This is a genomic window from Sphingomonas sp. (assembly GCF_017304635.1).
In the GTDB taxonomy this organism is placed as follows: Bacteria; Pseudomonadota; Alphaproteobacteria; order Sphingomonadales; family Sphingomonadaceae; genus Sphingomonas.
This window is the reverse complement of sequence record NZ_JAFKMA010000001.1, coordinates 587,050-609,879: the sequence shown is the minus strand read 5'-3', so window position 1 is coordinate 609,879 and position 22,830 is coordinate 587,050. Positions and strand designations below refer to the sequence as shown.

Genomic DNA, 22,830 nt, shown 5'->3' with positions numbered 1-22,830 from the left:
CGCTCGAAACGAACGGAAGCGATGTCACAGCAGAAACACGTCGCCGGCGTGAATGACACGCCGCGTGCCATCCGCCAAGCGCAGGATAAGCGCACCCTCGACGTCGAGCGCCTCGAACAAGCCGTCGAATACCGCGCCATCGGGCAGGCGCGCGGTCAGCGGGGTGCCCGAGGGGTGCGCGCGCTCCATCCAGCGGCGGCGGACGACGTCGATCCCCTCCCCGCGCCAGCGCTCTACCCAGCGTGCGAAGGCGTCGGCCAGCGTCTCGATGAAATCCGCCGGCCCGACCGCCGCGCCCTGCGCGGCCAGGCTGGTCGCGAGGCGATCGGTGTCGTCCGGATGGTGCGCCAGATTGACGCCGATCCCGACCGCCACCGCCGTCCCGGCACGTTCGAGCAGGATACCCGACAGCTTGGCGCCGTCGATCAGCAGGTCGTTGGGCCATTTGATGGCGGCGAGGCCGGGCAGATACGCGCTTACCGCCTCCTGCAGTGCCACGGCGGCGACCAGCGCCAGCGTCGCGGCGGGCGGATCGCTCGGCCGGACGCGGACCAATGTGCTCGCATAGAGGTTGCCGGCCGGCGACACCCACGCTCGCCCCTGCCGCCCGCGCCCGACCGTCTGGCGCTCGGCGCGTAGCCATACGCCTTCCTCCAGCCCGTTCGCGGCGAGCGCGATCATATCGGCATTGGTCGATCCGGTTTCCGCAACCGTGCGGACGCGGCCTTCGCGCGGGTCGGCGATCAGAACAGCGCCTTCGCCGCCGCCGCCGTCCACAACCCGATCAGGCGCAATGCAAACCAGCCGAGCGGCGAAATGAACACCGCCATGACCGCGATGATCGCATATTCGACCACCGCGTTGCTGCGCTGATAGGCCGGCGCGGCGGGATCGAAATACATCACCTTGATGACGCGCAGATAATAGAAGGCGCCGATCACCGAGCCGACGAAGCCGACCACCGCGAGCGGATAGAGCCCGGCATTCACCGCCGCCTGGAACACGGCCAGCTTGGCGAAGAAGCCGAGCAGCGGCGGGATGCCGGCGAGGCTGAACATGAAGATCGCCATTGCCGCTGCCAGCCCCGGGCTGTTCTGCGACAGGCCGGCCATGCTCTCGATGCTCTCGACCGGGCGGCCGTCGCCATCGCGCATCTGCAGCACGACGAGGAACCCGCCCAGCGTCATCGCGACGTAAATGGTCAGATATAGGAGCACCGACGCGACACCCTCGGCCGTACCGGCGGCAAGACCGACTAGCAGGAAGCCGACATTGTTGATCGACGAATAAGCCAGCAGCCGCTTGATGTTGCGCTGTCCGACGGCAGCGACTGCGCCGAAGATGATCGAGGCGAGGCTCGCGAAGATCACGATCTGGCGCCACTGGTCGACCGCCGGTCCCATCGCCTCGATCGCGACGCGTACGCCGAGCGCTACCGCCGCGACTTTGGGCGCCGAGGCGAAGAAGGTCGTCACCGGCGTCGGCGCGCCCTCATATACGTCGGGCGTCCACATGTGGAACGGCACCGCCGACATCTTGAACGCGAGGCCGGCGAACACGAACACCAGCCCGAACGTCAGCCCCAGCGAATGCGCGCCGGCGAAGGCGGTGGCGATGCCGGGGAACAGCGTCGTGCCGCTGAACCCGTAGACGAGGCTGATCCCGTAGAGCAGGATGCCGCTCGCCAGCGCGCCCAGCACGAAATATTTGAGCCCCGCCTCGGCCGACCGCTGGTCGCGGCGCATGAAGCTCGCGAGCACGTATGCGGCAAGGCTCTGCAACTCGAGCCCGACATACAGCGTCAGCATGTCGCCCGCCGACACCATCATACCCATGCCCGCCGACGACAGCAGGATCAGCACCGGATATTCGGGATGCAACGCGTCGCCGTCGTTGCGATCGAAGAAGCGCGGTGCGATCACGATCGACACGGCGGCGGCGATGTAGATCAATACCTTGGCGAACGCCGCGAACGCATCGGCGCGATAAAGGCCGCCGAACACCGATCCTGCGCTCGACGCCGGCCCGGCCAGCGAAATCCCCGCGCCGATCAGCACGGCGATCGCGGTCCAACCGACCGCGCGCGTCGCGCCCTGTCCGCCCCAGGCGGCCACCAGCATCAGCGCCAGCGATCCAACCGACAGAACGAGTTCGGGCAACGTCGCCTGAAGGGAAAGCGCCCAGCCCATCACTTGGCCTCCCCGCCGGTTTCAGCGGCGTGCGCCGTCGCGGCCTTGACCGCGGTCGGCTTGCCGGCCGTCGGCGCGGCATCGCCCGCGGGCTTCGCGCGATCGATCCGGTCGAGCAACACCTTCACGTCCCCGCGCATCGGCGCCAGGAAGCTTTCGGGATAGACGCCCATCCACAGCGCCGCCACCGCGATCGGCGCCAGCAGCCACAGCTCGCGCGCGTTCAGGTCGGGCATCGCGGCGACGTCGTCGGACTTGATTTCGCCGAACACGACGCGGCGGTAGAGGTAAAGCATGTAGGCCGCGCCCAGGATGATGCCGGTGGTGCAAAGCAGGGTGATGGTGGTCGACACCTGATAGGTGCCGGCCAGGCTCAGGAACTCGCCGACGAAATTGCTCGTGCCGGGCAGCCCGACCGAGGCCATCGTGAACAGCATGAAGAACAAGGCATAGCGCGGCATGTTGATCGCGAGCCCGCCGTAGCGGTCGATCTCGCGCGTGTGCAGCCGGTCGTAGATCACACCGACGCATAGGAACAACGCACCCGATACCAGGCCGTGGCCCAGCATCACCATCATTCCGCCCTCGATCCCCTGGCGATTGAACGCGAACAGGCCGATCGTCACGATCGCCATATGCGCGACCGACGAATAGGCGATCAGCTTCTTCATGTCGGATTGCACCAACGCGACCAGCGAGGTGTAGATCACGGCCACCGCCGACAGCGCGAACACCAGCCAGGTCAGGCTCGCCGACGCTTCGGGGAACATCGGCACCGAAAAGCGCAGGAAGCCATAGCCGCCGAGCTTCAGCAGCACGCCGGCCAGGATTACCGACCCGGCGGTCGGCGCCTGCACGTGCGCGTCGGGCAACCATGTATGGACCGGCCACATCGGCATCTTCACCGCGAACGACGCGAAGAAGGCGAGCCATAGCCATGTCTGTGCCTGCACCGGGAAGTCATGGTTGAGCAGCACCGGGATGCTGGTCGTCCCCGCCTGGTGGACCATCCACAGCATCGCCACCAGCATCAGCACCGAACCGAACAACGTGTAGAGGAAGAACTTGTAACTCGCGTAGATCCGGTTCGCCCCGCCCCAGATGCCGATGATGAGGAACATCGGAATCAGACCGCCTTCGAAGAAGATGTAGAACAGGAACAAATCCTGCGCCGCGAACGTGCCTATCATCAGCACTTCGGTCAGCAGGAACGCCGCCATGTATTCTGGCACGCGTTTCTCGATCGCCTGCCAGCTGGCGCCGATGCAGATCGGCATCAGGAAGACGCTGAGCTCGATCAGCAGCAGCGCGAAGCCGTCGATACCGAGCGACCAGCCGAACGTGCCGGTCAGCGGCACGTGCTCGACGAACTGCCATTGCGGCCCGCCGATCTGGAAATTGCTCCACAGCACGACGCCGAGCGCGAGGTCGACCAACGTTGCCGCCAGCGCCAACCAGCGCGCGTTGCTGGCACTGGTGAACAGGCACGCGATCGCCGCCGCCATCGGCACGGCGAGCATCACCGACAGGATCGGGAAGCCGCTCATCGCGTGATCGCCCAGGTAACGGCGGCGGTCAGGCCGATCAGCATGACGAAGGCATAAGTGTAGAGATATCCGCTTTGCACGCGCGCCGCGACGCGGCTGCCGAGGCCAACGACCCAGGCCGATCCGTTCGGCCCGAACCGGTCGATTGTGCCCTCATCCCCAGCTTTCCAGAACAGGCGACCGAGCGCGAAGGCGGGACGGACGAACAATTTGTCGTAGAGCTCGTCGAAATACCATTTGTTGAGCAGGAACGCGTAGAGCACGCGGAACATTTGCGTGAACTTCGCCGGGAAGCTCGGGTGGCGAATATAGCTCATCCACGCGGTCCACAGCCCCAGCAGCATCACGATCGTCGCCGACAGCTTGACCCACACCGGCACGCCGTGCGCGGCATGATAGAGATGTTCGTTGAATGCGATCGCGCCGCGCCAATATTCCTCACCCGATGCCGGCTCGATGAAGAAGCCGTGGAACACGAACCCGGCCGCGACTGCACCGACGCTCAGCAGGATCAGCGGGATCAGCATCGACACCGGGCTTTCGTGCGGGTGATAGCCGCCGGTGCCGGTGGGCAGGTCGTGCGCATCGGTTGCGTGCACATCCTCGTGCGCGGTGTCGCTATGGGTCGAGTGGGCCTCGTCCTCATGATGGTGCAGCGCGTGCTGGATATGCTCGGACTGCGCCCAGCGCGGCTTGCCCCAGAAGGTCAGGAACATCAGCCGCCACGAATAGAAGCTGGTCAACAGCGCCGCGAGCACGCCGACCCAGAACGCCCCGGTACCGCGGCCGGAGGCGAACGCCAGCTCGAGGATACCGTCCTTCGAATGGAACCCGGCGAACCCGATCTGCGGCAGGCCGAAGATGCCGGGAATACCGACGCCGGTAATCGCCAGCGTGCCGAGCAGCATCACCCAGAACGTCACCGGGATCGACTTCCGCAGGCCCCCATAGAACCGCATGTCCTGCTCGTGGTGCATCGCATGGATCACCGATCCCGCGCCCAGGAACAGCAAGGCCTTGAAGAAAGCGTGCGTGAACAGGTGGAACATCGCCGCGCCGTACGCGCCGCTGCCCGCCGCGAAGAACATGTAGCCGAGCTGCGAGCAGGTCGAATAGGCGATCACCCGCTTGATGTCGTTCTGCACCGTGCCGATCGTCGCGGCGAAGATGCAGGTGGCGGCGCCGATCGTGACGATGAAGGTCAACGCGGTCTCGCTGGTTTCGAACATCGGCGACAGGCGGCACACCATGAACACGCCGGCGGTCACCATCGTCGCGGCGTGGATCAGCGCCGAGACGGGGGTCGGACCCTCCATCGCGTCAGGCAACCAGGTGTGCAGGCCGAGCTGCGCCGACTTGCCCATCGCGCCGACGAACAGGCACAGGCACAAGACCGTCATCGTGTCGAAACGATGGCCCAGGAAGCCGATCGTCGATCCGGCATGGCTGGGCGCCGCCGCCAGGATTTCCGGGATCGACACGGTGCCGAACACCAGGAACGTGCCGAACATGCCGAGCATGAAGCCCAGGTCGCCGACGCGATTGACAACGAACGCCTTGATCGCCGCGGCATTGGCGCTGGGTTTCCTGAACCAGAATCCGATCAGCAGGTAGCTGGCGAGGCCAACGCCTTCCCAGCCGAAGAACATCTGGACCAGATTGTTCGCGGTCACGAGCATCAGCATTGCGAAGGTGAACAACGACAGATACGCGAAGAAGCGCGGCTGGTCGGGATCCTCGTCCATATACCCCCAGGAATAGAGGTGGACGAGCGCCGAAACGCTGGTGATGACGACCAGCATGACCGCGGTCAGGCTGTCGACGCGCAACGCCCATTGCACGTCGAGCGCGTCGGACTTCATCCAGGTCAGGACCGGCGCGATCGTCGGATCGGCGCCACCGAGATAATGGATGAAGATCGGCCAGGACAACGCGCACGACACGAACAGCGCGCCGGTCGTCACGACCTTCGCCGGCACGTTGCCGATCGTGCGGTTGCCGAGCCCGGCGACGGCGGCCGCGAGCAGCGGCAGGAAGACGATGAGCTGGATCATGCGACGACCATCGACCAGGCGCAGGCCGGCGCCGTCGCGGTGGATGGCGCGCGCTTGCCGCCAGCGATCCCGGCCTTCGCCGGGATGACGAACCTCACAACCATCATCCCTTCATCCGGTTGACGTCGTCGACCGCGATCGTGCCGCGGCCGCGGAAATAGATGACCAGGATCGCGAGCCCGATCGCCGCTTCGCCCGCCGCGACCGTCAGCACGAACATCGCGAACACCTGGCCGACCAAATCGTGCAGGTACGCCGAGAAAGCGACGAGGTTAAGGTTCACCGCGAGCAGGATCAGCTCGATCGCCATCAGCATGACGATCAGGTTCTTGCGGTTCGCGATCAGGCCCATCACCCCCATCCCGAACAGGATGGCGGCGACCACCAGATAGTGCGTCAGGCCGATCACAGCTCCACCCCCTGCCCCACGGGCGGCTTGACGTTGCGCGTCGCGTCCTGCGGCCGGCGGGAAACCTGGCGGCTGATCTTCTGGCCCTTGACCCCGCCGCGCTGGCGGTGGGTCAGCACGATCGCGCCGATCATCGCGACCAAGAGGACGAGGCCCGCGCCTTCGAACACGTAGAGGTAGCGGGAATAGAGCAGCTGCCCGATTGCGCGGATGTTGGAGACGTGCGCCTCCGGCATCGGCGCGATCCGCTGATCGAGCTTCAGCCCGCCCGCCGACCACGCGCCGATCGCGATGAAGATCTCGCACGCCAACGCGACCGCGAAGGCCAGTCCGATCGCGGCATAGCGGACGAAGCCCGCGCGCAATTCGGCGAAATCGATGTCGAGCATCATCACGACGAACAGGAACAGCACCGCGACTGCGCCGACATAGACGATCACCAGCAGCATCGCGATGAACTCGGCCCCCGCGATCAGCATCAGCCCGGCCGCGTTGAAGAACGCCAGAATCAGCCACAGCACGCTGTGCACCGGATTGCGCGACGTGATCGTCAGCGCCCCCGACAGGATCACGATCGCGGCGAACAGGTAGAAGGCGATTGCCTGGATCATGCGCGCACCGTCGCCCCGGCGAAGGCCGTGGCCGCCATATTGGCTACCGCGCCCTTGCCATCAGCGATCCCGGCTGGCGCCGGGATGACGGATTGAAGGTGAATCATCGAACGTCCCACTGTTGCCGCCCGCCTACCGATACGGTGCATCGGCGGCAAGGTTCGCGGCGATCGCGCGTTCCCAGCGGTCGCCGTTATCGAGCAGCTTCGCCTTGTCGTAGATCAGCTCCTCGCGCGTCTCGGTCGAGAATTCGAAGTTCGGCCCCTCGACGATGGCATCCACCGGGCACGCTTCCTGGCACAGCCCGCAATAGATGCACTTGGTCATGTCGATGTCGTAGCGCGTGGTGCGGCGGCTGCCGTCCTCGCGCGGTTCGGCCTCGATCGTGATCGCCAGCGCCGGACAGATCGCCTCGCACAGCTTGCACGCGATGCAGCGTTCCTCGCCGTTCGGATAACGCCGCAGCGCATGCTCGCCGCGGAACCGTGGCGAGATCGGGTTCTTTTCGAACGGATAATTGATCGTCGCCTTGGGCTTCCAGAAATACTTGAAGGTCAGCGCGTGCGCCTTCACGAATTCCCACAGCGTGAACGATTTGATGAATTGACCGACGCTCATGAACCGACTCCCACGCGGGTCCACATTAGCCAGCCCGACACGATAAACACCCAGATCAGCGACAGCGGCAGGAACACCTTCCACCCCAGCCGCATCAGCTGGTCGTAGCGGTAGCGCGGGACGGTCGCTTTCACCCAGCTAAACACGAAGAAGAAACAGAGCATCTTGATGAACAGCCAGATGATTCCCGGCAAGACGTAGAGCGGCGCCCAGTCGAACGGCGGCAGATACCCGCCCCAGAACAGGATCGCGTTGAGCGCGCACATCAGGATGACGTTGGCATATTCGCCGAGCCAGTAGAGGGCGAAGCTCATCGACGAATATTCGGTCTGGTAGCCGGCGACGAGCTCGCTTTCCGCCTCGGTCAGGTCGAACGGCGCGCGCTGCGTCTCGGCCAGCGACGAAATGAAGAACACCACCGCCATCGGGAACAGCAGCCAGTTGAACGCATAGCCGTTGACCGGCAGCCAGGAGTAGATCGCCCGCTGCCCTTCGACGATCGCGCCGAGGTTGAAGCTGCCCGACCACAATACGACCGAGATCAGCACGAATCCGATCGACACTTCGTAGCTGACCATCTGTGCCGCAGCGCGGAGCGCCGAATAGAACGGATATTTCGAGTTCGACGCCCAGCCGGCGATGATGATGCCGTAGACGCCCAGACTCGACGCCGCGAGCACGTAAAGCAGCCCGACATTGATGTTCGCCAGCACCACACCCGCCTGGAACGGCACCACCGCCCACACGATCAGCGCGACGGTGAAGGTTATGATCGGCGCGATCAGGAACAACGCTTTGTTCGCGGCGCTGGGGATGATCGTTTCCTGCAGGAAGACCTTCAGCCCGTCCGCGAACGATTGCAGCAGGCCGAGCGGCCCGACCACGTTCGGCCCGCGCCGCAGCGCCATCGCCGCCCAGATCTTGCGATCGGCATAGATTATCATCGCGACTGCCAGCATCAGCGGCAGCGCGATCACCAGGATGTCGATGATCGTCGCGACGAACCACGCCCAGCCATAAGGCAGCCCGAGATAGGTGAACCAAGAGGTCACTCCGCCGCCTCCGCCAGATCACCGCCGTGGAGCAGTTCGGCCGAGCATTGCTGCATCGTCGGGCTCGCGCGGCAGATCGCGTTGGTCAGGTAGAAGTCCTTGATCGGATAGGTGATCTCGCCCGACCCCGCCGTGTCGAGCGATGGCGGGTTCCAGTCGTGGGCGATCAGCCCGAGCTTCCCCAGCGCCGGTGTGTCGAGCGCCATTTGCGCGCGCAGTTCGTCCAGGCTGTCGAACGGCAGCGTCACGCCGAGATGGTCCGACAGCGCGCGCAGGATCGTCCAGTCCTCACGCGCGTCGCCCGGTGGGAACACCGCGCGCTCGCCCCGCTGCACACGCCCTTCGAGATTGACGAACGTTCCCGATTTCTCGGCATAGCTCGCCCCCGGCAGGACGATGTCGGCATGGTGCGCGCCGCGGTCGCCGTGATGCCCGACATAGACCGTAAAGCTCTTCTTGAGCTGGCCGAAATCGACCTCGTCGGCGCCCATCAGGAACACCAATTTGGGGTTCGCGGCGTACAGGTCCGCCATCCCGCCCGCCTGCGCGAAGCCGAGCAACAGCCCGCCGTTCCGCGCCGCCGAGAAGTGCAGGACGTTATAGCCGTTCCACGCGCTCCCGTCCTCGAGCGAGCGTACCAAATTCAGCGACTTGGCGAGCGCCAGGCTCGCGCCCTGCCCGTTCTTCAACGCCGCGCCGCCGACAATCACCATCGGACGTTTGGCCGCCGCGAACGCGTCGGCCGCCACCTGCGGCAACTTGCCGAGCAGCGACAAGTCGTTGCCCAGCCATTCGACCTTGTACGTCAGGTCGACGTCAGGCCCGATCGCGAAGACCTTCGCGCCCTTCTTGATCGCCTTGCGCACGCGCGTGTTCACCAGCGGCGCTTCCCAGCGCAGGTTGGTGCCGACCAATAGGACCGCGTCGGCCTGCTCGGCACCCGCGATCGTCGTGTTGAAATTGACCGCCGCGAGGCTGGACGTGTCATAGTCCATGCCGGTCTGGCGTCCTTCGAGCAGCGAGCCGCCCATCGCCTGCACCAGCGCCTTGGCTGCGAAGATCGTCTCGCAATCGACCAGATCGCCGTGCACCGCCGCGACGCTGTCGCCGGCCTTCACCGCCGCGATCGCTGCGAACGCCTCGTCCCAGCTCGCCGGGACCAGCTTGCCGTCGCGCCGCACATACGGCCGGTCGAGCCGCCGCCGCACGAGACCATCGACCGCATGCCGCGTCTTGTCGGTCGCCCACTCCTCGTTGACGTCGTCGTTGACGCGAGGCAGCGCGCGCAGCACTTGCCGCCCGCGACTGTCGAGCCGGATGTTGGTGCCGACCGCGTCCATCACGTCGATCGACAACGTCTTCTTCAACTCCCACGGCCGTGCCTCGAACGCATACGGCTTGCTGGTCAGCGCGCCGACCGGGCACAGATCAACCACATTGCCCGACAATTCGCTCGTCACCGCCTGTTCGAGGTAACTAGTGATCTGCATGTCCTCGCCGCGATAGATCGCGCCGATTTCCTCGACCCCAGCCACTTCCTCGGCGAAGCGGATGCAGCGCGTGCACTGGATGCAGCGCGTCATGACCGTCTTCACGATCGGCCCCATATATTTCTCGGTCACCGCGCGCTTGTTCTCGGTATAGCGCGTGGCGCCGCGGCCATAGGCGACCGACTGATCCTGCAAGTCGCACTCACCGCCCTGATCGCAGATCGGGCAATCGAGCGGATGGTTAATGAGCAGGAACTCCATCACGCCTTCGCGCGCGTTCTTGACCATCGGCGTGTTGGTGAAGATTTCCTGATTGTCCGCCGCCGGCAGCGCACACGACGCCTGCGGCTTGGGCGGCCCGGGCTTCACCTCGACCAGGCACATCCGGCAATTGCCGGCGATGCTGAGGCGTTCGTGATAGCAGAAGCGCGGGATTTCCTTCCCCGCCGCCTCGCACGCCTGGAGCACGGTGGCTCCTTGCGGCACTTCAACCTCGATCCCGTCTACTTTGAGCTTGGGCATTGCTCGATCTTCCTATTGCGCCGGGGTTGCCCGCACGAAGCGGGTCCACAGGCCGTCGGCAACGACGGCGCGAACATTCTTGGCGGCAAGGCTGAAGCGCTGCCCCTGCGCCAGACAGGCGCCCAGCGACGGCGCGAGCGCTCTTGCGGCAGCGACCTCCGACGGCGTGCCGGGCATCGTACGCACTAGCGCATCGGCCCCGGTCAGATCGTGAAAGACAACGCAATCGGCAAAAACGGCTAACTGGCGTGCCCGGACGAGTTGATCGCCGGTCGACACGAACTGACGCGGCAGCGCTTCAACAGCACCCGCCGCCAACACCGGGGGATGACGGTACGCCTCGAGATAAGCGGGCTCAAGCAACATCGCACGTACGCCGAGCGGTGTGATCGCGACATCGAGGTTTGGCTCATCGTCGCGCCGTTCCTGACGGAGGCAACGGTCCGTATCGAACGATATCCTGGGATCGTTGATGCGCGCGGCCTTGAGATCGGCGGCAAACGCGTCGCTGTGTGTCAACAAGGCTGCGGCGGCGCGGGGATTGCTGCCATAGATGCATCGACCGAACTCGACTTGCATCTCACCCAGTCGTTCGGGCGCGATTGCCACGGGGCGTACTTGCAGCATCGATCCAGTCGGCCGGTCTTGGCCGAGCGAAGGGTTAGCTGCCGTCATCCCCGCGAGCCCTGCGGCGAGTTGGAGGATACCCATAACAATCGGTCGATTCACTCCGCCGCCTCCTGCATCGGCGCCAGATCGCCGCCGGCGCGTTCCGTGATGCGGCGCTCGATCTCGGGGCGGAAGTGGCGGATCAGGCCCTGGATCGGCCAGGCCGCGGCGTCACCCAGCGCGCAGATGGTGTGACCTTCGACCTGTTTGGTCACGTTGAACAGAGTGTCGATTTCCGACACGTCGGCGTCGCCGGTGCGCAGCCGCTCCATCACACGCCACATCCAGCCGGTGCCTTCGCGGCACGGGGTACACTGTCCGCAGCTTTCGTGCTTGTAGAAATAGCTGATGCGGCTGATCGCGCGGACGATGTCGGTCGACTTGTCCATGACGATGACCGCCGCGGTGCCGAGACCCGAGCCGACTGCCTTCAGCCCGTCGAAATCCATCGGGCAGTCCATGATCTGCGCCGCCGGGACCAGAGGCACCGATGATCCGCCCGGGATCACCGCGAGCAGATTGTCCCACCCGCCGCGAATGCCGCCGCAATGTTCCTCGATCAGTTGGCGGAACGGGATGCTCATCGCGTCCTCGACCACGCACGGCTTATTCACATGGCCGCTGATCTGGAAGAGCTTGGTGCCCTTGTTGTTCTCCGCGCCGAAGCTCGCGAACCATTCCGGCCCACGCCGCAGGATCGTCGGGGCGACCGCGATCGATTCGACGTTGTTGACCGTCGTCGGGCAACCATAGAGCCCCGCACCGGCCGGGAACGGCGGCTTCAGCCGCGGCTGGCCTTTCTTGCCCTCCAAACTTTCGAGCATCGCGGTTTCTTCGCCGCAGATGTACGCCCCCGCCCCGCGATGGCAGAACACGTCGAAATCGTAGCCCGACCCGCACGCATTCTTGCCGAGCAAGCCGGCATCATACGCCTCGGCGATCGCGGCGAACAACGTCTCCGCCTCGCGGATATACTCGCCACGAATGTAGATGTAGGCTGCCCGCGCACGCATCGCGAAACCGGCGACCAGCGCCCCTTCGAGCAGCTTGTGAGGATCGTGACGGATGATCTCGCGATCCTTGCACGATCCGGGCTCGGACTCGTCGGCATTGATGACCAGGAAGTTGGGACGATCCGGCCGCGGCTCCTTGGGCATGAAGCCCCACTTGGTGCCGGTCGGGAACCCCGCCCCGCCGCGCCCGCGCAGGCCCGACGCCTTGATCCGGTCGATGATCGTGTCGGCGCCGATCTCGAGCAGCTTCTTGGTGTTGTCCCAATCCCCACGCGCCTGCGCCGCAGCCAACCCCCAGGGCTGGAAACCGTAGACGTTGGTGAAGATGCGATCCTTGTCCGCGAGCATCAACGGCTCCGCTTCTTGGCGGCGAGGATACACACGAACGCGCCGCAGAACGAGCAGACGAGCGCGGCGATGATCGCGGGACTCATGGCCGTCCCCCCACCATGTTCTTGATGAAATAGACCAGCATCAGCACGATGCCGACGGTGATCGCGAGCCCGATCAGCGCGAACGCGACTTTCAGTACGATGCCGAGCAGGACGAGCCCGCCGACGATCGCCAGCACGGTAATGAGCGGATTGCCGGTCATCGCCGCGCCTCCGTCTTCGCCAGCAGCCCGCGGCGCACCGCGAAGCCGAGCCCGACGAACAGGCTGGCGATCACGATCGACCGCCCGACCGACGTATGCCACAACACACTGCGCGCGATCGCCACGCCCAGCATCGCCAGGCCGATGACGAGCAACACCGTTCCAAGTTCGCGTTGCCGGATCACCACTGCCCCCGATAATCGTGGTTCTCATCGACCATCGCCTTCAGCGTGGTCGGCCCACCCTCGGGACAGCTCGCGCGGCGGCCGATCGTCGAGCCGGCGGCCGGCGTCTCGCCGCGCGCCAGCGCCTCGAGCACGGTGATCGTGCGATCGTAATCCAGATCCTCGTAATTATCGTCGTTGATCTGGACCATCGGCGCATTGGCGCAAGTGCCCATGCACTCGACCTCGGTCAGCGTGAACAGCCCGTCCGGCGTCGTCCGCCCCTTGACCAGCCCGTGGTTCTTGCACGCCGCCAGCACGTCGTCGGACCCGCTCAGCATGCACGGCGTCGTGCCGCACACCTGAACGTGATAGCGGCCGACCGGCGCCATGTTGAACATCGTGTAGAAGGTCGCGACCTCGTAGACGCGCATGTAGGCGACGTTGATCTGCTTGGCGACGAACTCGATCACCGGGACCGGCAGCCAGCCCTGCGTGTTGGTCTCCGTCCCGACCTGGCGCTGGGCGAGATCGAGCAGCGGCAGCGACGCCGATTGCTCCCGCCCCGGCGGATAGCGGCCGAGGATTTCCTTCGCCTTGACGCCGCTCGCGTCGTTCCACGCGAAATCGCCCCAGCGCGCGCGGACCTCGGCTTCGTCGGGGATTTGAGGGGCCTCAGCCATCGATGCTGTCCTGATCCACGCTTGACGCACTGGCCGCCGCATCTTGCCGCGATGACAGGTGGATTTGCACGCCGATCAAAGCGCCGACGATGGCCATGGCAGCGACGAAGACTGTCGCAATGGTAGTGCCATGCGATGCGGCGATGGTGCGGGAGATGAGTACGACAGGCGCCACCATGAACGTCAGCGCAATTGTCGCGTTTTTCCGTTCTTGCTCGCTCAATTTGAAGAAGATCACCGGTCGCACTCCCCAAACACCACGTCGATCGCGCCCAGGATCGCGGTCGTATCCGCGAGCATGTGGCCCTTCGACATGAAATCCATCGCCTGGAGGTGGCTGAACGCGGTCGGGCGGATCTTGCAGCGGTACGGCTTGTTGCTGCCGTCGGCGACGAGGTACACGCCAAACTCGCCCTTGGGGCTTTCGGTCGCGACATACACGTCGCCGGCGGGGACATGGAAGCCTTCGGTGTAGAGCTTGAAGTGATGGATCAGCGCTTCCATCGATTGCTTCATCTCGGCGCGCTTCGGCGGCACCACCTTGCGGTCGTCGCTGGCGATCGGGCCGCCGGGCATTTCGTTGAGGCACTGGCGCATGATCCGCGCCGACTGGCGGACTTCCTCCACGCGCACCATGAAGCGATCGTAGCAGTCGCCGCGCGTGCCGACCGGCACCTCGAAGTCCATTTTCGCGTAGACATCATAGGGCTGCGACTTGCGCAGATCCCACGGAATGCCCGATCCGCGGATCATCGGGCCGGAGAAGCCCCACTTCACCGCGTCCTCACGGGCAACGATCGCGATATCGACGTTGCGCTGCTTGAAGATGCGGTTGTCGGCGACCAGCGAGATCGCATCCTCGAACAGGCGCGGCAGGCGTGTGTCGAGCCAGTCGGCGATGTCGGTCAGCAGCTTGAGCGGCACATCCTGATGCACCCCGCCCGGCCGCAGGTAATTGTGGTGCATCCGCGCGCCCGACATGCGCTCGAAGAAATTGAGGCAATCCTCGCGGATCTCGAACAGCCACAGGTTGGGCGTCATCGCGCCGACGTCCATGACGTGGCTGCCGAGGTTGAGCATGTGGTTCGAGATGCGCGTCAGTTCGGCGAAGAACACGCGGAGGTACTGCGCGCGGACCGGCACTTCGAGGTCGAGCAGCTTCTCGATCGCGAGCACGAAGCTGTGCTCCATGCACAATGGCGAGCAATAATCGAGCCGATCGAAATAGGGCAATGCCTGTGCGTAGGTCTTGTACTCGATCAGCTTCTCGGTGCCGCGATGGAGCAGGCCGACATGCGGGTCGATCCGCTCGATAATCTCGCCGTCGAGCTCCATGACGAGCCGCAGCACGCCATGCGCCGCCGGATGCTGCGGGCCGAAGTTGATCGTGTAGTTCTGGATCGTGACGTCGCCGGTGGTCGGATCCTCGGCATCGGTACGATCGAGCAATTTGTCGAGCTGGTCAGCCATTCCTGGGCTCCGGCTTCTTGCGCGCCCGCGCCGGCTTGGCCGGTTCGGTAGCGGTCGCGGCATCGGGTTTCACGCGCGGTTTCGCAGCAACCTTGCGTTGTTTCGGCGCCTCACCGGCCGCAGGCGCAGCGGCGACGTCGGCGCTCTTGTCGGGCGCGGCGTTCGCCGACTTGCCATCCGTCGGCGGCGGCGGCGCGGCGTCGCCGCCCTTCTTGGGCTTGGCCTTCGCCTTGGCCGGCGTGGGCGCACCGTCGGGGCTGTCCTTGCCGGCGCCGGTCTGGGCCGGGCTGTCGGTGGTCTTGGGCGTCGCGGGCTGCGCCTTCGCGGTCTCGGCGGCGTCCGCTTTCTGGATCGCGTCGGCCTTGAGCGGCGTCGGCGCGCCCTTCGCCTCGGGCAGCGCCAGCCCCTTCTCGTCGCCCGGCAGCACGTATTCCGCGCCTTCCCACGGGCTCATGAAATCGAACGTACGGAAATCCTGCGCCAGTTGCACCGGCTCGTAGGCGACGCGCTTGGTCTCCTCCGAATAGCGCAGTTCGACATAGCCGGTCAGCGGAAAGTCCTTGCGCTGCGGATGCCCGACGAAGCCGTAATCGGTCAGGATGCGGCGCAGATCGGGATTGCCCTCGAACAGCACGCCGTACATGTCGTATACTTCGCGCTCGAGCCAGCCGGCGACCGGCCAGATACCCGTCACCGACGGCACCGGCTTCACCTCGTCGGTCTGGACATGGACGCGGATGCGGTGATTGCGGGTAAGGCTGAGCAGGCAATAGACTACGTCGAACCGGTCGGGCCGGTCCGGGTAATCGACCCCGGCGATCTCCATCAGCTGCTGGTATTCGAGACCGGGCGCATCCCGCAGCAGCGTCATCGTCTCGATCAGGCTTTCGCGATCGACGGTGAACGACACTTCGCCGACCGCCTCCAGGCTCGACAGCACGCGCGCGCCAAGCGCCTTGCCCGCCGCGTCGATCACGCCATCGTTCGAGGCGTAGGCAGGGGCCGGCGCCCTCATCGACCAAGCTCCCGCCGCCGCTCGCGACGCAACGTCACTATGGCGGCGACCATCACGGCCAGCGCACAGATGACGGCCAGACCCAGGAACGCCTGCTGCACCGCCACCATGTTCTGCCGCAGCAGCGTGCCGAGCTCATGCCGGTTGCGCAGCAGGCTCGGGACGAAGATCGCAGGAAAGGCGATCAGCGGCACGAAGGCCGCGCGACGCCGCGCCGCCGCCCGTTCGGATTCGGGCAAAGCCGGCGTCGGTTTCGGCAGGAATTGCTCGACCCACAGGATCGAGCGCCAGATCGGCCCGCGCGTGCTCACCGCTCCACCGTCCCGACGCGGCGAATCTTCCGCTGCAACTGCATGATGCCGTACAACAACGCCTCGGCGGTCGGCGGGCAGCCGGGAACGTAGATGTCGACCGGTACGATGCGGTCACAGCCGCGCACGACGCTGTAGCTGTAATGGTAATAGCCGCCACCGTTCGCGCAGCTGCCCATCGAGATGACGTATTTCGGCTCCGACATCTGGTCGTAGACCTTGCGCAAGGCCGGCGCCATCTTGTTGCAAAGCGTGCCCGCGACGATCATCACGTCCGACTGGCGCGGCGATGCGCGCGGTGCCGCACCGAACCGTTCGAGGTCGTAACGCGGCATGTTGACGTGGATCATCTCGACCGCGCAGCACGCGAGCCCGAACGTCATCCACCACAGCGAGCCCGTCCGCGCCCACTGGAACAGTTCCTCGGTCGAGGTGACCAGGAAGCCCTTGTCGGTCAGTTCGCCGTTCAGTCCGTCGAAGAACGCCTGATCGGGCGGCACCACCGCCTGGCCGCCGCCACCGACGGGCAGCTCGACCGGACCGGAATGGGGAAGAATGTCGCTCATTCCCAATCCAACGCCCCCTTCTTCCACGCATAGACCAGGCCCAGCGCGAGTTCGGCGATGAACACCATCATGCTGATCCACGCCGTCCAGCCGAGCGAGAACACGCTGACCGCCCAGGGATAGATGAACGCCGCTTCGAGGTCGAAGACGATGAACAGGATCGCGACGAGGTAGAAGCGTACGTCGAACTGGCTGCGCGGATCCTCGAACGCGGGGAAACCGCACTCATATTCGCTAAGCTTTTCCGGATTCGGCCGATGCGCCCCGGTGAAGCGCGCGGCGATCATCGGCAGGAACACGAAGGCGCTCGACAGAACGAGCGCGATCCCCAGGAACAACAGGATCGGAAGATATTGCGACAGGTCGACCAATGGCTTTCTCACGAGGCGCGAAACGCTTGGCGCGTCTCTAGGACGCACCCCCCGGTGGGGCAAGGGTGGAGAGCGGTGAGAATGACTCGCAATTAAAGGCGATTGGGCAGGTTCGTCCGCCGCCCGCGCGGCGGGGTCAGGCGGCGTTGGTGGTGGCGACGACGCCGACCTCGTAGCGGTTCCGCCCGCCGAGCTTGGCTTGGTACAGCGCGGCGTCGGCGGCGATCGTCAGTTCGTGGACCGATCGCGCCGCCGCCGGGTGCATCGCCGCGACGCCAAGACTGATCGTGACCTTCTCCGGCAGATCGAACGCGGGATCGTCGTGGCAATGCGCGACCAGCACACGCACCCGCTCGGCGATCGAGGTGGCGCCGGCGAGGTCGACACCGGGCAGGATCAGCATGAACTCCTCGCCGCCCTGCCGCGCGGCCAGATCGATCGGGCTGCGGATGCCCGATTGCAGCATCTCGGCGACCGCGCGCAGCGCTTGGTCGCCGGCGGCATGGCCGTGCGTGTCGTTGAAGCGTTTGAAGCGATCGACGTCGATCGCGACCACCGCAAGCGACCCGCCGCTGCGCACCGCGCGCGCCCATTCGTCGGCGAGCCGATCGTCGCGCGACCGGCGATTGGCGAGCCCCGTCAGCGGGTCGGTCCGGCTCACCCGCTCCAGCGCGTCGCACGCCCGCTCCAGCTCACGCCCGCGCTGGCCGAGCGATTCAACCAGCGCCTGGTTGGCGGTGGCCAGTTCGTGCGCCTGCAACACTTGCCGCGCCAGCCGGCGGCTGGTCCACATCATGACGATGCCGAGCAATGCGGCGGCACCCGACAGCTGCCAGTGGCCGGGCCGCTCGCCGATCGCGAAGGCCAGGCTGGCGGCGGCCATGATCGGCGCCTCGAACACGGCATAGACCGGCCAGTACGGTACGTGCGCGATCGACAGTGTCAGCCCCGACAGCGCGACGCAGACGACATACATCACCTGATTGTCGGAGCCGGTCGCGATGATGAGCCCGGCGGCGATACCCCACAGGATGCCCGACAGTGCGCTGAGGATGACCAGCGACCGCGCCCACATTGCCGTCGTCATCGACGGCCAGCGACCCTGGCGATAGGCGGCGGCCATCACGACCCGCGCGGCGATGACGGCGCCGTTCGCGCTCATCCACAACAGGGTCGATCGCGGCCCGTCGATCCGCCAGATCAGGTCGGCGACCATCACCGAGCCCAGCGTATCCATCGCGATCATGGCAAACACGATCGCGTAGATCGCGTCGATCCGCGCTTTAAGTGGCGCGTCGTCGACGGACAGGGATGGGGCGCGCGCGGCCATCCGGTCGCGATAGACCCGACGCGGTTAAGACGGCGTTATTGCTCGCAAAACCCCGATTGCGCGGGCCAATGCCCGACGATCAGCGCAGCGCGCCGGCGATCAGCTTGTGCAACCGCGAATGCAGCGCGTCGTTGGCGGCGAGGAACTCGCTGCGCTCCATGGCGCGGTCGCCGCCGCGGAAATCGGTCACGAACCCGCCCGCTTCCTTGACCAGCAGCATGCCGGCCGCGACGTCCCACGGTTGCAACGACGATTCCCAATATCCGTCGAACCGCCCCGCCGCGACCCAGGCAAGGTCGAGCGCGGCCGAGCCGAAGCGGCGGATGCCGGCGACTTCGGGCGCGATCGCACCGAAGATGCGGCTCCACTCGGCGAAATTGCCATGACCCAGGAACGGGATGCCGGTCGCGATCAGCGATTCCGACAGGTCGCGCCGCGAGGACACGCGCAAGCGCTGGTCCTGCAACCACGCGCCCTTGCCCTTTTCCGCCCAGAAGCTCTCGTCGGTCAGCGGCTGGTAAACGAGCGCGGTCGTCACCTCGCGCTTGCCCGACGCCAGCGGCTCCTCGACCGCGATCGACATCGCGAAATGCGGCAGGCCGTGGAGGAAGTTGGTCGTGCCATCGAGCGGATCGATGATGAAGCGCGGCTTGTTCGGATCGCCCGGGGTCTCGCCGCCCTCCTCCGCCAGGATCGCCCAGTCGGGCCGCGCCTTGCGCAGTTCCTCGACCAGAGTCTGCTCGGCCCGCTTGTCGGCCATCGACACGAAGTCGGCCGGCCCCTTGCGGCTCACCTGGAGCTGCTGGACCTCGTTGAAGTCACGCCGCAGGCGCGGCGCCGCCTTGCGCGCGGCACGCTCGATGACGGTGAAGAGGCCGGAATGGCTGGGCAATTGTCTTACTCCCCTCCCGCTTGCGGGAGGGGTCGGGGGTGGGCGCCCGGCCTGCCGCTTGCGGTGGTCTCGATGGTGAGCGTGAGCCCACCCCTACCCCCTCCCGCAAGCGGGAGGGGAATTATTCAGTCCGCGCGGCGGACATAAGCTTGCTCGTACACGTCGACGACGATCCGCGTACCGCTCGCGATATGCGGCGGGACCATGATGCGGACGCCGTTGTCGAGGATCGCGGGCTTGTAGCTCGACGAGGCGGTCTGCCCCTTCACCACCGCATCGGCCTCGACGATCGTCGCTTCGATCGTGTCAGGCAACTGCACGCTGATCGGCTCCTCGTCGTACAGCTCCATCACCACGTCCATGCCGTCCTGCAGGAACGCGGCGGCGTCGCCGAGCAGGTCGCGCGGCAGCGTCGTCTGGTCGTAGGTTTCCTTGTCCATGAACACCAGGCTGTCGCCGTCGGCGAACAGGAACTGGAAATCCTTGGTATCGAGCCGCACGCGCTCGACCGTCTCCGCCGAGCGGAAGCGGACGTTGTTCTTCCGGCCGTCGCGCAGGTTCTTCATCTCGACCTGCATGTAGGCACCGCCCTTGCCCGGCTGCGTATGCTGGATCTTGACCGCGCGCCAGATGCCGCCTTCATATTCGATGATATTGCCGGGACGAATGTCCACGCCGCTGATCTTCATGACGATGTACCTGCGAATAGGGAAAGCGGGGCCCTTAGCCGGACGCCCCCGTTCCGGCAAGCACGGCGGCGAACGCGCGCACTGCCGCCGCCTCGTCCCCGCCCCACACGGCGTTGGACACGGCGAGGAAGTCGGCACCGGCCGCGACCAGCGGCGCGACGTTCGTCGGCGTGATCCCGCCGATCGCGACCGAGGGCAGCTCGAACAAGGTCGCCCACCAGCTCAGGATCGACGGGTCCGGCCGGTGCGTCGTGTCCTTGGTCGTCGTCGGGTAGAAAGCGCCGAACGCGACGTAATCGGCGCCCGCCTCCCCCGCTTCCATCGCGAGGTGACGGCTGTCGTGGCACGTCACGCCGATCTGGACGTCGGGACCGAGGATGTGGCGGACTTCGCGCGGGTCGCCGTCGCCCTGGCCGAGATGGACGCCGTCGGCGCCGAGCCGCTTGGCGAGACTGACGCTGTCGTTGACGATGAAGGCGACTTCGCGGTCGGCACAGACACGCTGGAGCGGCTCGGCCAGCCGTGCCGCCTCGTGCTGGTCGATGTGCTTCACCCGGAACTGGAACGCCGCGACCGGTCCAGCGTCGAGCGCGCGCGCCAGCCGGTCGGCGAACCCGCCGCCGACGTCGAGCGGCGAGATGAGATAGAGCTGGCCGGCCGGCCGGCGATCGTCGCGCCTGAACGACGTCGCGAAATCGGGATCGAGGGGGTCGAGTTGGTCGTCGTCGGTCATCGTCCACCGCCATCGCCAAAGTTGGCGAAGTTGTCACGCACAACCACGGGCTCGCTGTCTACGTTTCGCATCCGAAACGAATAGCGGCGGATGCCGAAAAGCCGTGTGCAACCATGGTCCGAAAGTGACGCCGCCCCCAATCGAGCGGCGATTCCGGCCGAAAAACGTAAAATTTCCGCATCAGACGCTTCGGAAGTTGGCGCGTCCGGCGGTCAGGCGTCGACGATGGCGAGTAGGAACCCGTCCCACTTCTTGACCCCGACCGTCTGCACCGCCGTCGCGGTCAGCCGCGGGTGCCCCGCCACCAGATCGAACAGCGCGCGCGTGCCTACAATACGACCATCGGCGCTCTCCGCATCGAGCACACCGCCCTCGCGAATCACGTTGTCGACGACGATCGTCGTGCCGGGCCGCGACAGCCGGATGGCGTGCTCGACATAGGCCGCATTATTCTGCTTGTCGGCGTCAATGAACACGAAATCGAACGGTCCGTCGAGCGCGACCAGGCTGTCGAGCGCCGGCCCGGTGACGACCTCGACGCGATCGCCCAGCCCTGCGGCCGCGACGTTCGCCCGCGCGACCTCGGCATGGTGCGGATCGATCTCCAGCGTCACCAGCCGCCCACCGCCGGGCAGCGCCCGCGCCAGTTCGATCGTCGAATAACCGCCCAGCGTCCCGATCTCCAGGATCGCCCGCGCCCTCGCCATCCGCGCGAACAGGTGCAGCATCCGCCCCTGCGCTGGCGAAACGTCGATGTCCGGCAATCCGGCCGCGGCATTGGCGGCAAGCGCCCCGCTCAACACGGCATCCGCGCCGAGCAATCGCTCACCGATATCGTCATCGACCGCCGCCCAGCAGGCATCCTGCGGCTGCGTGCGCTCGACCATCACTTCGCGTCCGGCGTCTTCTCGGTCGAGGCAACGTAGATTTGGTCGATCGCCTCGGCGAGCGCGGCGTCGAACTCGGCGTCGGTCATCTGGTGGCGCAGATCCTCGAGCAACGCGCGGCTGAAACTCGCGATCATGCCCTTGTTCTTCGCCAGTTCGGCGCACGCCTCGGGGCGGTGGAACCCGCCGGACAGCGCCACGACCTTGAGCACGCGCGGGTGGTGGATCAACGGCTCATAAGTCCCGCCCACCGCGGGTAGCGACAGCTTCAGCATCACCTGTTTGTCGCCCGGCATCGCGTCGAGCGCCTTCTTCAGCTCGTCGGCCAGGATCGCGTCGCTGTCGGCGCGGTCGGGGCTCTTGATATTGACCTCGGGCTCGATGATCGGGACCAAGCCGTGGCCGAGCACCTGCTCGGCAACCTCGAACTGCTGCTTGACGATCGCGGCGATGCCGTCGCGGTTGGCGGCGTTGACGACCGAGCGCTCCTTGGTGCCGAAAATCCCGAGCTTCGCCGCACGCGCCAGCAGGTCGTCGAGCCCCGGCATCGGCTTCATCAGCTGGACGCCGTTCGCTTCGTCCTCCAGCCCCTTGTCGATCTTGAGGAACGGCACCACGCCGCGATCATGCAGCGCCTGCGGCACGGCAACGCCCGCCGCGTCGCCATCCCCGATATTTCCATCCATCGTGCGCTCGAACAGGATCGCGCCGATCACCTTGTCGCCGGTGAAGCTGGGCGAAGTAATGATGCGTACGCGCATCTGGTGGATCAGGTCGAACATCTCGGCATCGTTCGAATAGGCGTCCGCCTCGATGCCATAACCCTTCAGCGCCTTGGGCGTCGACCCGCCCGACTGGTCGAGCGCGGCGATGAAACCGTGCCCGGCGGCGATCTTGGCGGTGTTCATGGCTTCCCCTTTGTTTTCATGCATTCGTATGTGATGGCGGGC

At 65.8% G+C, this 22,830-nt stretch carries 26 protein-coding genes; all 26 read right to left on the bottom strand.

The features are described 5' to 3' along the window. Positions 1-24: 24 nt before the first annotated feature. Positions 25-777 (bottom strand): biotin--[acetyl-CoA-carboxylase] ligase, encoded by a 753-nt coding sequence (locus tag J0I47_RS03075; RefSeq protein WP_294044969.1) that lies wholly within the window; start codon positions 775-777, stop codon positions 25-27. Then, complete coding sequence (gene nuoN, locus J0I47_RS03070) at positions 744-2,189, bottom strand: NADH-quinone oxidoreductase subunit NuoN (protein ID WP_294044968.1); 1,446 nt, start codon at positions 2,187-2,189, stop codon at positions 744-746. The genes J0I47_RS03075 and nuoN overlap by 34 nt, the downstream gene beginning before the upstream one ends. Beyond that, positions 2,189-3,736, bottom strand: a complete 1,548-nt coding sequence (locus J0I47_RS03065) for an NADH-quinone oxidoreductase subunit M (protein ID WP_294044967.1) — start codon at positions 3,734-3,736, stop codon at positions 2,189-2,191. Before J0I47_RS03065 ends, nuoN begins: the two co-directional genes overlap by 1 nt. Beyond that, positions 3,733-5,790, bottom strand: a complete 2,058-nt coding sequence (gene nuoL / locus J0I47_RS03060) for an NADH-quinone oxidoreductase subunit L (protein WP_294044966.1) — start codon at positions 5,788-5,790, stop codon at positions 3,733-3,735. Before nuoL ends, J0I47_RS03065 begins: the two co-directional genes overlap by 4 nt. A 103-nt stretch (positions 5,791-5,893) precedes the next feature. Then, positions 5,894-6,199, bottom strand: coding sequence for an NADH-quinone oxidoreductase subunit NuoK (nuoK, locus tag J0I47_RS03055; RefSeq protein ID WP_294044965.1), 306 nt, complete (start codon positions 6,197-6,199; stop codon positions 5,894-5,896). Then, complete coding sequence (locus J0I47_RS03050; protein ID WP_294044964.1) at positions 6,196-6,810, bottom strand: NADH-quinone oxidoreductase subunit J; 615 nt, start codon at positions 6,808-6,810, stop codon at positions 6,196-6,198. The genes nuoK and J0I47_RS03050 overlap by 4 nt, the downstream gene beginning before the upstream one ends. 132 nt (positions 6,811-6,942) lie before the next feature. After that, on the bottom strand, positions 6,943-7,428 hold the full coding sequence (gene nuoI / locus J0I47_RS03045; RefSeq protein ID WP_294044963.1) for an NADH-quinone oxidoreductase subunit NuoI: 486 nt from the start codon (positions 7,426-7,428) through the stop codon (positions 6,943-6,945). After that, complete coding sequence (gene nuoH, locus J0I47_RS03040; protein ID WP_294044962.1) at positions 7,425-8,480, bottom strand: NADH-quinone oxidoreductase subunit NuoH; 1,056 nt, start codon at positions 8,478-8,480, stop codon at positions 7,425-7,427. The genes nuoI and nuoH overlap by 4 nt, the downstream gene beginning before the upstream one ends. Further along, positions 8,477-10,492 (bottom strand): NADH-quinone oxidoreductase subunit NuoG, encoded by a 2,016-nt coding sequence (nuoG, locus tag J0I47_RS03035; protein WP_294044961.1) that lies wholly within the window; start codon positions 10,490-10,492, stop codon positions 8,477-8,479. The genes nuoH and nuoG overlap by 4 nt, the downstream gene beginning before the upstream one ends. A 12-nt stretch (positions 10,493-10,504) precedes the next feature. Beyond that, on the bottom strand, positions 10,505-11,203 hold the full coding sequence (locus J0I47_RS03030) for a hypothetical protein (RefSeq protein WP_294044960.1): 699 nt from the start codon (positions 11,201-11,203) through the stop codon (positions 10,505-10,507). 14 nt (positions 11,204-11,217) lie between these two features. Beyond that, entirely contained in the window at positions 11,218-12,522 is a 1,305-nt protein-coding gene (gene nuoF / locus J0I47_RS03025) for an NADH-quinone oxidoreductase subunit NuoF (RefSeq protein ID WP_294044959.1), read from the bottom strand. 82 nt (positions 12,523-12,604) lie between these two features. Further along, complete coding sequence (locus tag J0I47_RS03020) at positions 12,605-12,769, bottom strand: hypothetical protein (RefSeq protein WP_294044958.1); 165 nt, start codon at positions 12,767-12,769, stop codon at positions 12,605-12,607. After that, positions 12,766-12,954 carry a hypothetical protein gene (locus tag J0I47_RS03015; RefSeq protein WP_294044957.1) on the bottom strand — a complete coding sequence of 63 codons (189 nt, stop codon included), beginning with the start codon at positions 12,952-12,954 and terminating at the stop codon, positions 12,766-12,768. Before J0I47_RS03015 ends, J0I47_RS03020 begins: the two co-directional genes overlap by 4 nt. Next, positions 12,951-13,616, bottom strand: a complete 666-nt coding sequence (locus J0I47_RS03010; protein WP_294044956.1) for an NAD(P)H-dependent oxidoreductase subunit E — start codon at positions 13,614-13,616, stop codon at positions 12,951-12,953. The genes J0I47_RS03015 and J0I47_RS03010 overlap by 4 nt, the downstream gene beginning before the upstream one ends. Further along, positions 13,609-13,854 carry a hypothetical protein gene (locus J0I47_RS03005; protein ID WP_294044955.1) on the bottom strand — a complete coding sequence of 82 codons (246 nt, stop codon included), beginning with the start codon at positions 13,852-13,854 and terminating at the stop codon, positions 13,609-13,611. The genes J0I47_RS03010 and J0I47_RS03005 overlap by 8 nt, the downstream gene beginning before the upstream one ends. Next, the gene (locus tag J0I47_RS03000) at positions 13,851-15,086 is read right to left on the bottom strand and encodes an NADH-quinone oxidoreductase subunit D (protein WP_294044954.1); all 1,236 of its coding nucleotides are present in this window, start codon (positions 15,084-15,086) and stop codon (positions 13,851-13,853) included. Before J0I47_RS03000 ends, J0I47_RS03005 begins: the two co-directional genes overlap by 4 nt. Continuing rightward, entirely contained in the window at positions 15,079-16,101 is a 1,023-nt protein-coding gene (locus J0I47_RS02995) for an NADH-quinone oxidoreductase subunit C (protein WP_294044953.1), read from the bottom strand. The genes J0I47_RS03000 and J0I47_RS02995 overlap by 8 nt, the downstream gene beginning before the upstream one ends. Continuing rightward, on the bottom strand, positions 16,098-16,412 hold the full coding sequence (locus J0I47_RS02990) for a hypothetical protein (RefSeq protein WP_294044952.1): 315 nt from the start codon (positions 16,410-16,412) through the stop codon (positions 16,098-16,100). Before J0I47_RS02990 ends, J0I47_RS02995 begins: the two co-directional genes overlap by 4 nt. Beyond that, complete coding sequence (locus tag J0I47_RS02985; RefSeq protein ID WP_294044951.1) at positions 16,409-16,978, bottom strand: NADH-quinone oxidoreductase subunit B family protein; 570 nt, start codon at positions 16,976-16,978, stop codon at positions 16,409-16,411. Before J0I47_RS02985 ends, J0I47_RS02990 begins: the two co-directional genes overlap by 4 nt. Then, positions 16,975-17,349 carry an NADH-quinone oxidoreductase subunit A gene (locus tag J0I47_RS02980; protein WP_294045840.1) on the bottom strand — a complete coding sequence of 125 codons (375 nt, stop codon included), beginning with the start codon at positions 17,347-17,349 and terminating at the stop codon, positions 16,975-16,977. Before J0I47_RS02980 ends, J0I47_RS02985 begins: the two co-directional genes overlap by 4 nt. 136 nt (positions 17,350-17,485) lie before the next feature. Further along, on the bottom strand, positions 17,486-18,679 hold the full coding sequence (locus tag J0I47_RS02975) for a GGDEF domain-containing protein (protein WP_294044950.1): 1,194 nt from the start codon (positions 18,677-18,679) through the stop codon (positions 17,486-17,488). Between the two features lie 79 nt (positions 18,680-18,758). Continuing rightward, positions 18,759-19,571: an inositol monophosphatase family protein gene (locus tag J0I47_RS02970; RefSeq protein WP_294044949.1), complete on the bottom strand. Its 813-nt coding sequence runs from the start codon at positions 19,569-19,571 to the stop codon at positions 18,759-18,761. 125 nt (positions 19,572-19,696) lie between these two features. Further along, a complete protein-coding gene (gene efp / locus J0I47_RS02965) occupies positions 19,697-20,260 on the bottom strand; it encodes an elongation factor P (protein WP_294044948.1) in 564 nt (187 codons plus the stop codon). Between the two features lie 34 nt (positions 20,261-20,294). After that, positions 20,295-20,993 carry a thiamine phosphate synthase gene (gene thiE, locus J0I47_RS02960; RefSeq protein ID WP_294044947.1) on the bottom strand — a complete coding sequence of 233 codons (699 nt, stop codon included), beginning with the start codon at positions 20,991-20,993 and terminating at the stop codon, positions 20,295-20,297. Between the two features lie 212 nt (positions 20,994-21,205). Beyond that, positions 21,206-21,880, bottom strand: a complete 675-nt coding sequence (locus tag J0I47_RS02955; protein WP_294044946.1) for an O-methyltransferase — start codon at positions 21,878-21,880, stop codon at positions 21,206-21,208. Further along, positions 21,880-22,788: a fructose bisphosphate aldolase gene (locus J0I47_RS02950; RefSeq protein ID WP_294044945.1), complete on the bottom strand. Its 909-nt coding sequence runs from the start codon at positions 22,786-22,788 to the stop codon at positions 21,880-21,882. Before J0I47_RS02950 ends, J0I47_RS02955 begins: the two co-directional genes overlap by 1 nt. Positions 22,789-22,830 lie beyond the last annotated feature (42 nt).

Coding starts and splice junctions, on each gene's coding strand:
- efp (WP_294044948.1), bottom strand. CDS start 20,260: ATGAAGATCAGCGGCGTGGACATTCGTCCCGGCAATATCATCGAATAT.
- J0I47_RS02955 (WP_294044946.1), bottom strand. CDS start 21,880: ATGGTCGAGCGCACGCAGCCGCAGGATGCCTGCTGGGCGGCGGTCGAT.
- nuoL (WP_294044966.1), bottom strand. CDS start 5,790: ATGATCCAGCTCATCGTCTTCCTGCCGCTGCTCGCGGCCGCCGTCGCC.
- J0I47_RS03000 (WP_294044954.1), bottom strand. CDS start 15,086: ATGGCTGACCAGCTCGACAAATTGCTCGATCGTACCGATGCCGAGGAT.
- J0I47_RS02975 (WP_294044950.1), bottom strand. CDS start 18,679: ATGGCCGCGCGCGCCCCATCCCTGTCCGTCGACGACGCGCCACTTAAA.
- thiE (WP_294044947.1), bottom strand. CDS start 20,993: ATGACCGACGACGACCAACTCGACCCCCTCGATCCCGATTTCGCGACG.
- J0I47_RS03020 (WP_294044958.1), bottom strand. CDS start 12,769: ATGACCGGCAATCCGCTCATTACCGTGCTGGCGATCGTCGGCGGGCTC.
- nuoG (WP_294044961.1), bottom strand. CDS start 10,492: ATGCCCAAGCTCAAAGTAGACGGGATCGAGGTTGAAGTGCCGCAAGGA.
- J0I47_RS02995 (WP_294044953.1), bottom strand. CDS start 16,101: ATGAGGGCGCCGGCCCCTGCCTACGCCTCGAACGATGGCGTGATCGAC.
- nuoI (WP_294044963.1), bottom strand. CDS start 7,428: ATGAGCGTCGGTCAATTCATCAAATCGTTCACGCTGTGGGAATTCGTG.
- J0I47_RS03065 (WP_294044967.1), bottom strand. CDS start 3,736: ATGAGCGGCTTCCCGATCCTGTCGGTGATGCTCGCCGTGCCGATGGCG.
- J0I47_RS03050 (WP_294044964.1), bottom strand. CDS start 6,810: ATGATCCAGGCAATCGCCTTCTACCTGTTCGCCGCGATCGTGATCCTG.
- nuoF (WP_294044959.1), bottom strand. CDS start 12,522: ATGCTCGCGGACAAGGATCGCATCTTCACCAACGTCTACGGTTTCCAG.
- nuoN (WP_294044968.1), bottom strand. CDS start 2,189: ATGGGCTGGGCGCTTTCCCTTCAGGCGACGTTGCCCGAACTCGTTCTG.
- J0I47_RS03030 (WP_294044960.1), bottom strand. CDS start 11,203: ATGGGTATCCTCCAACTCGCCGCAGGGCTCGCGGGGATGACGGCAGCT.
- J0I47_RS02950 (WP_294044945.1), bottom strand. CDS start 22,788: ATGAACACCGCCAAGATCGCCGCCGGGCACGGTTTCATCGCCGCGCTC.
- J0I47_RS02985 (WP_294044951.1), bottom strand. CDS start 16,978: ATGAGCGACATTCTTCCCCATTCCGGTCCGGTCGAGCTGCCCGTCGGT.
- J0I47_RS03010 (WP_294044956.1), bottom strand. CDS start 13,616: ATGGCTGAGGCCCCTCAAATCCCCGACGAAGCCGAGGTCCGCGCGCGC.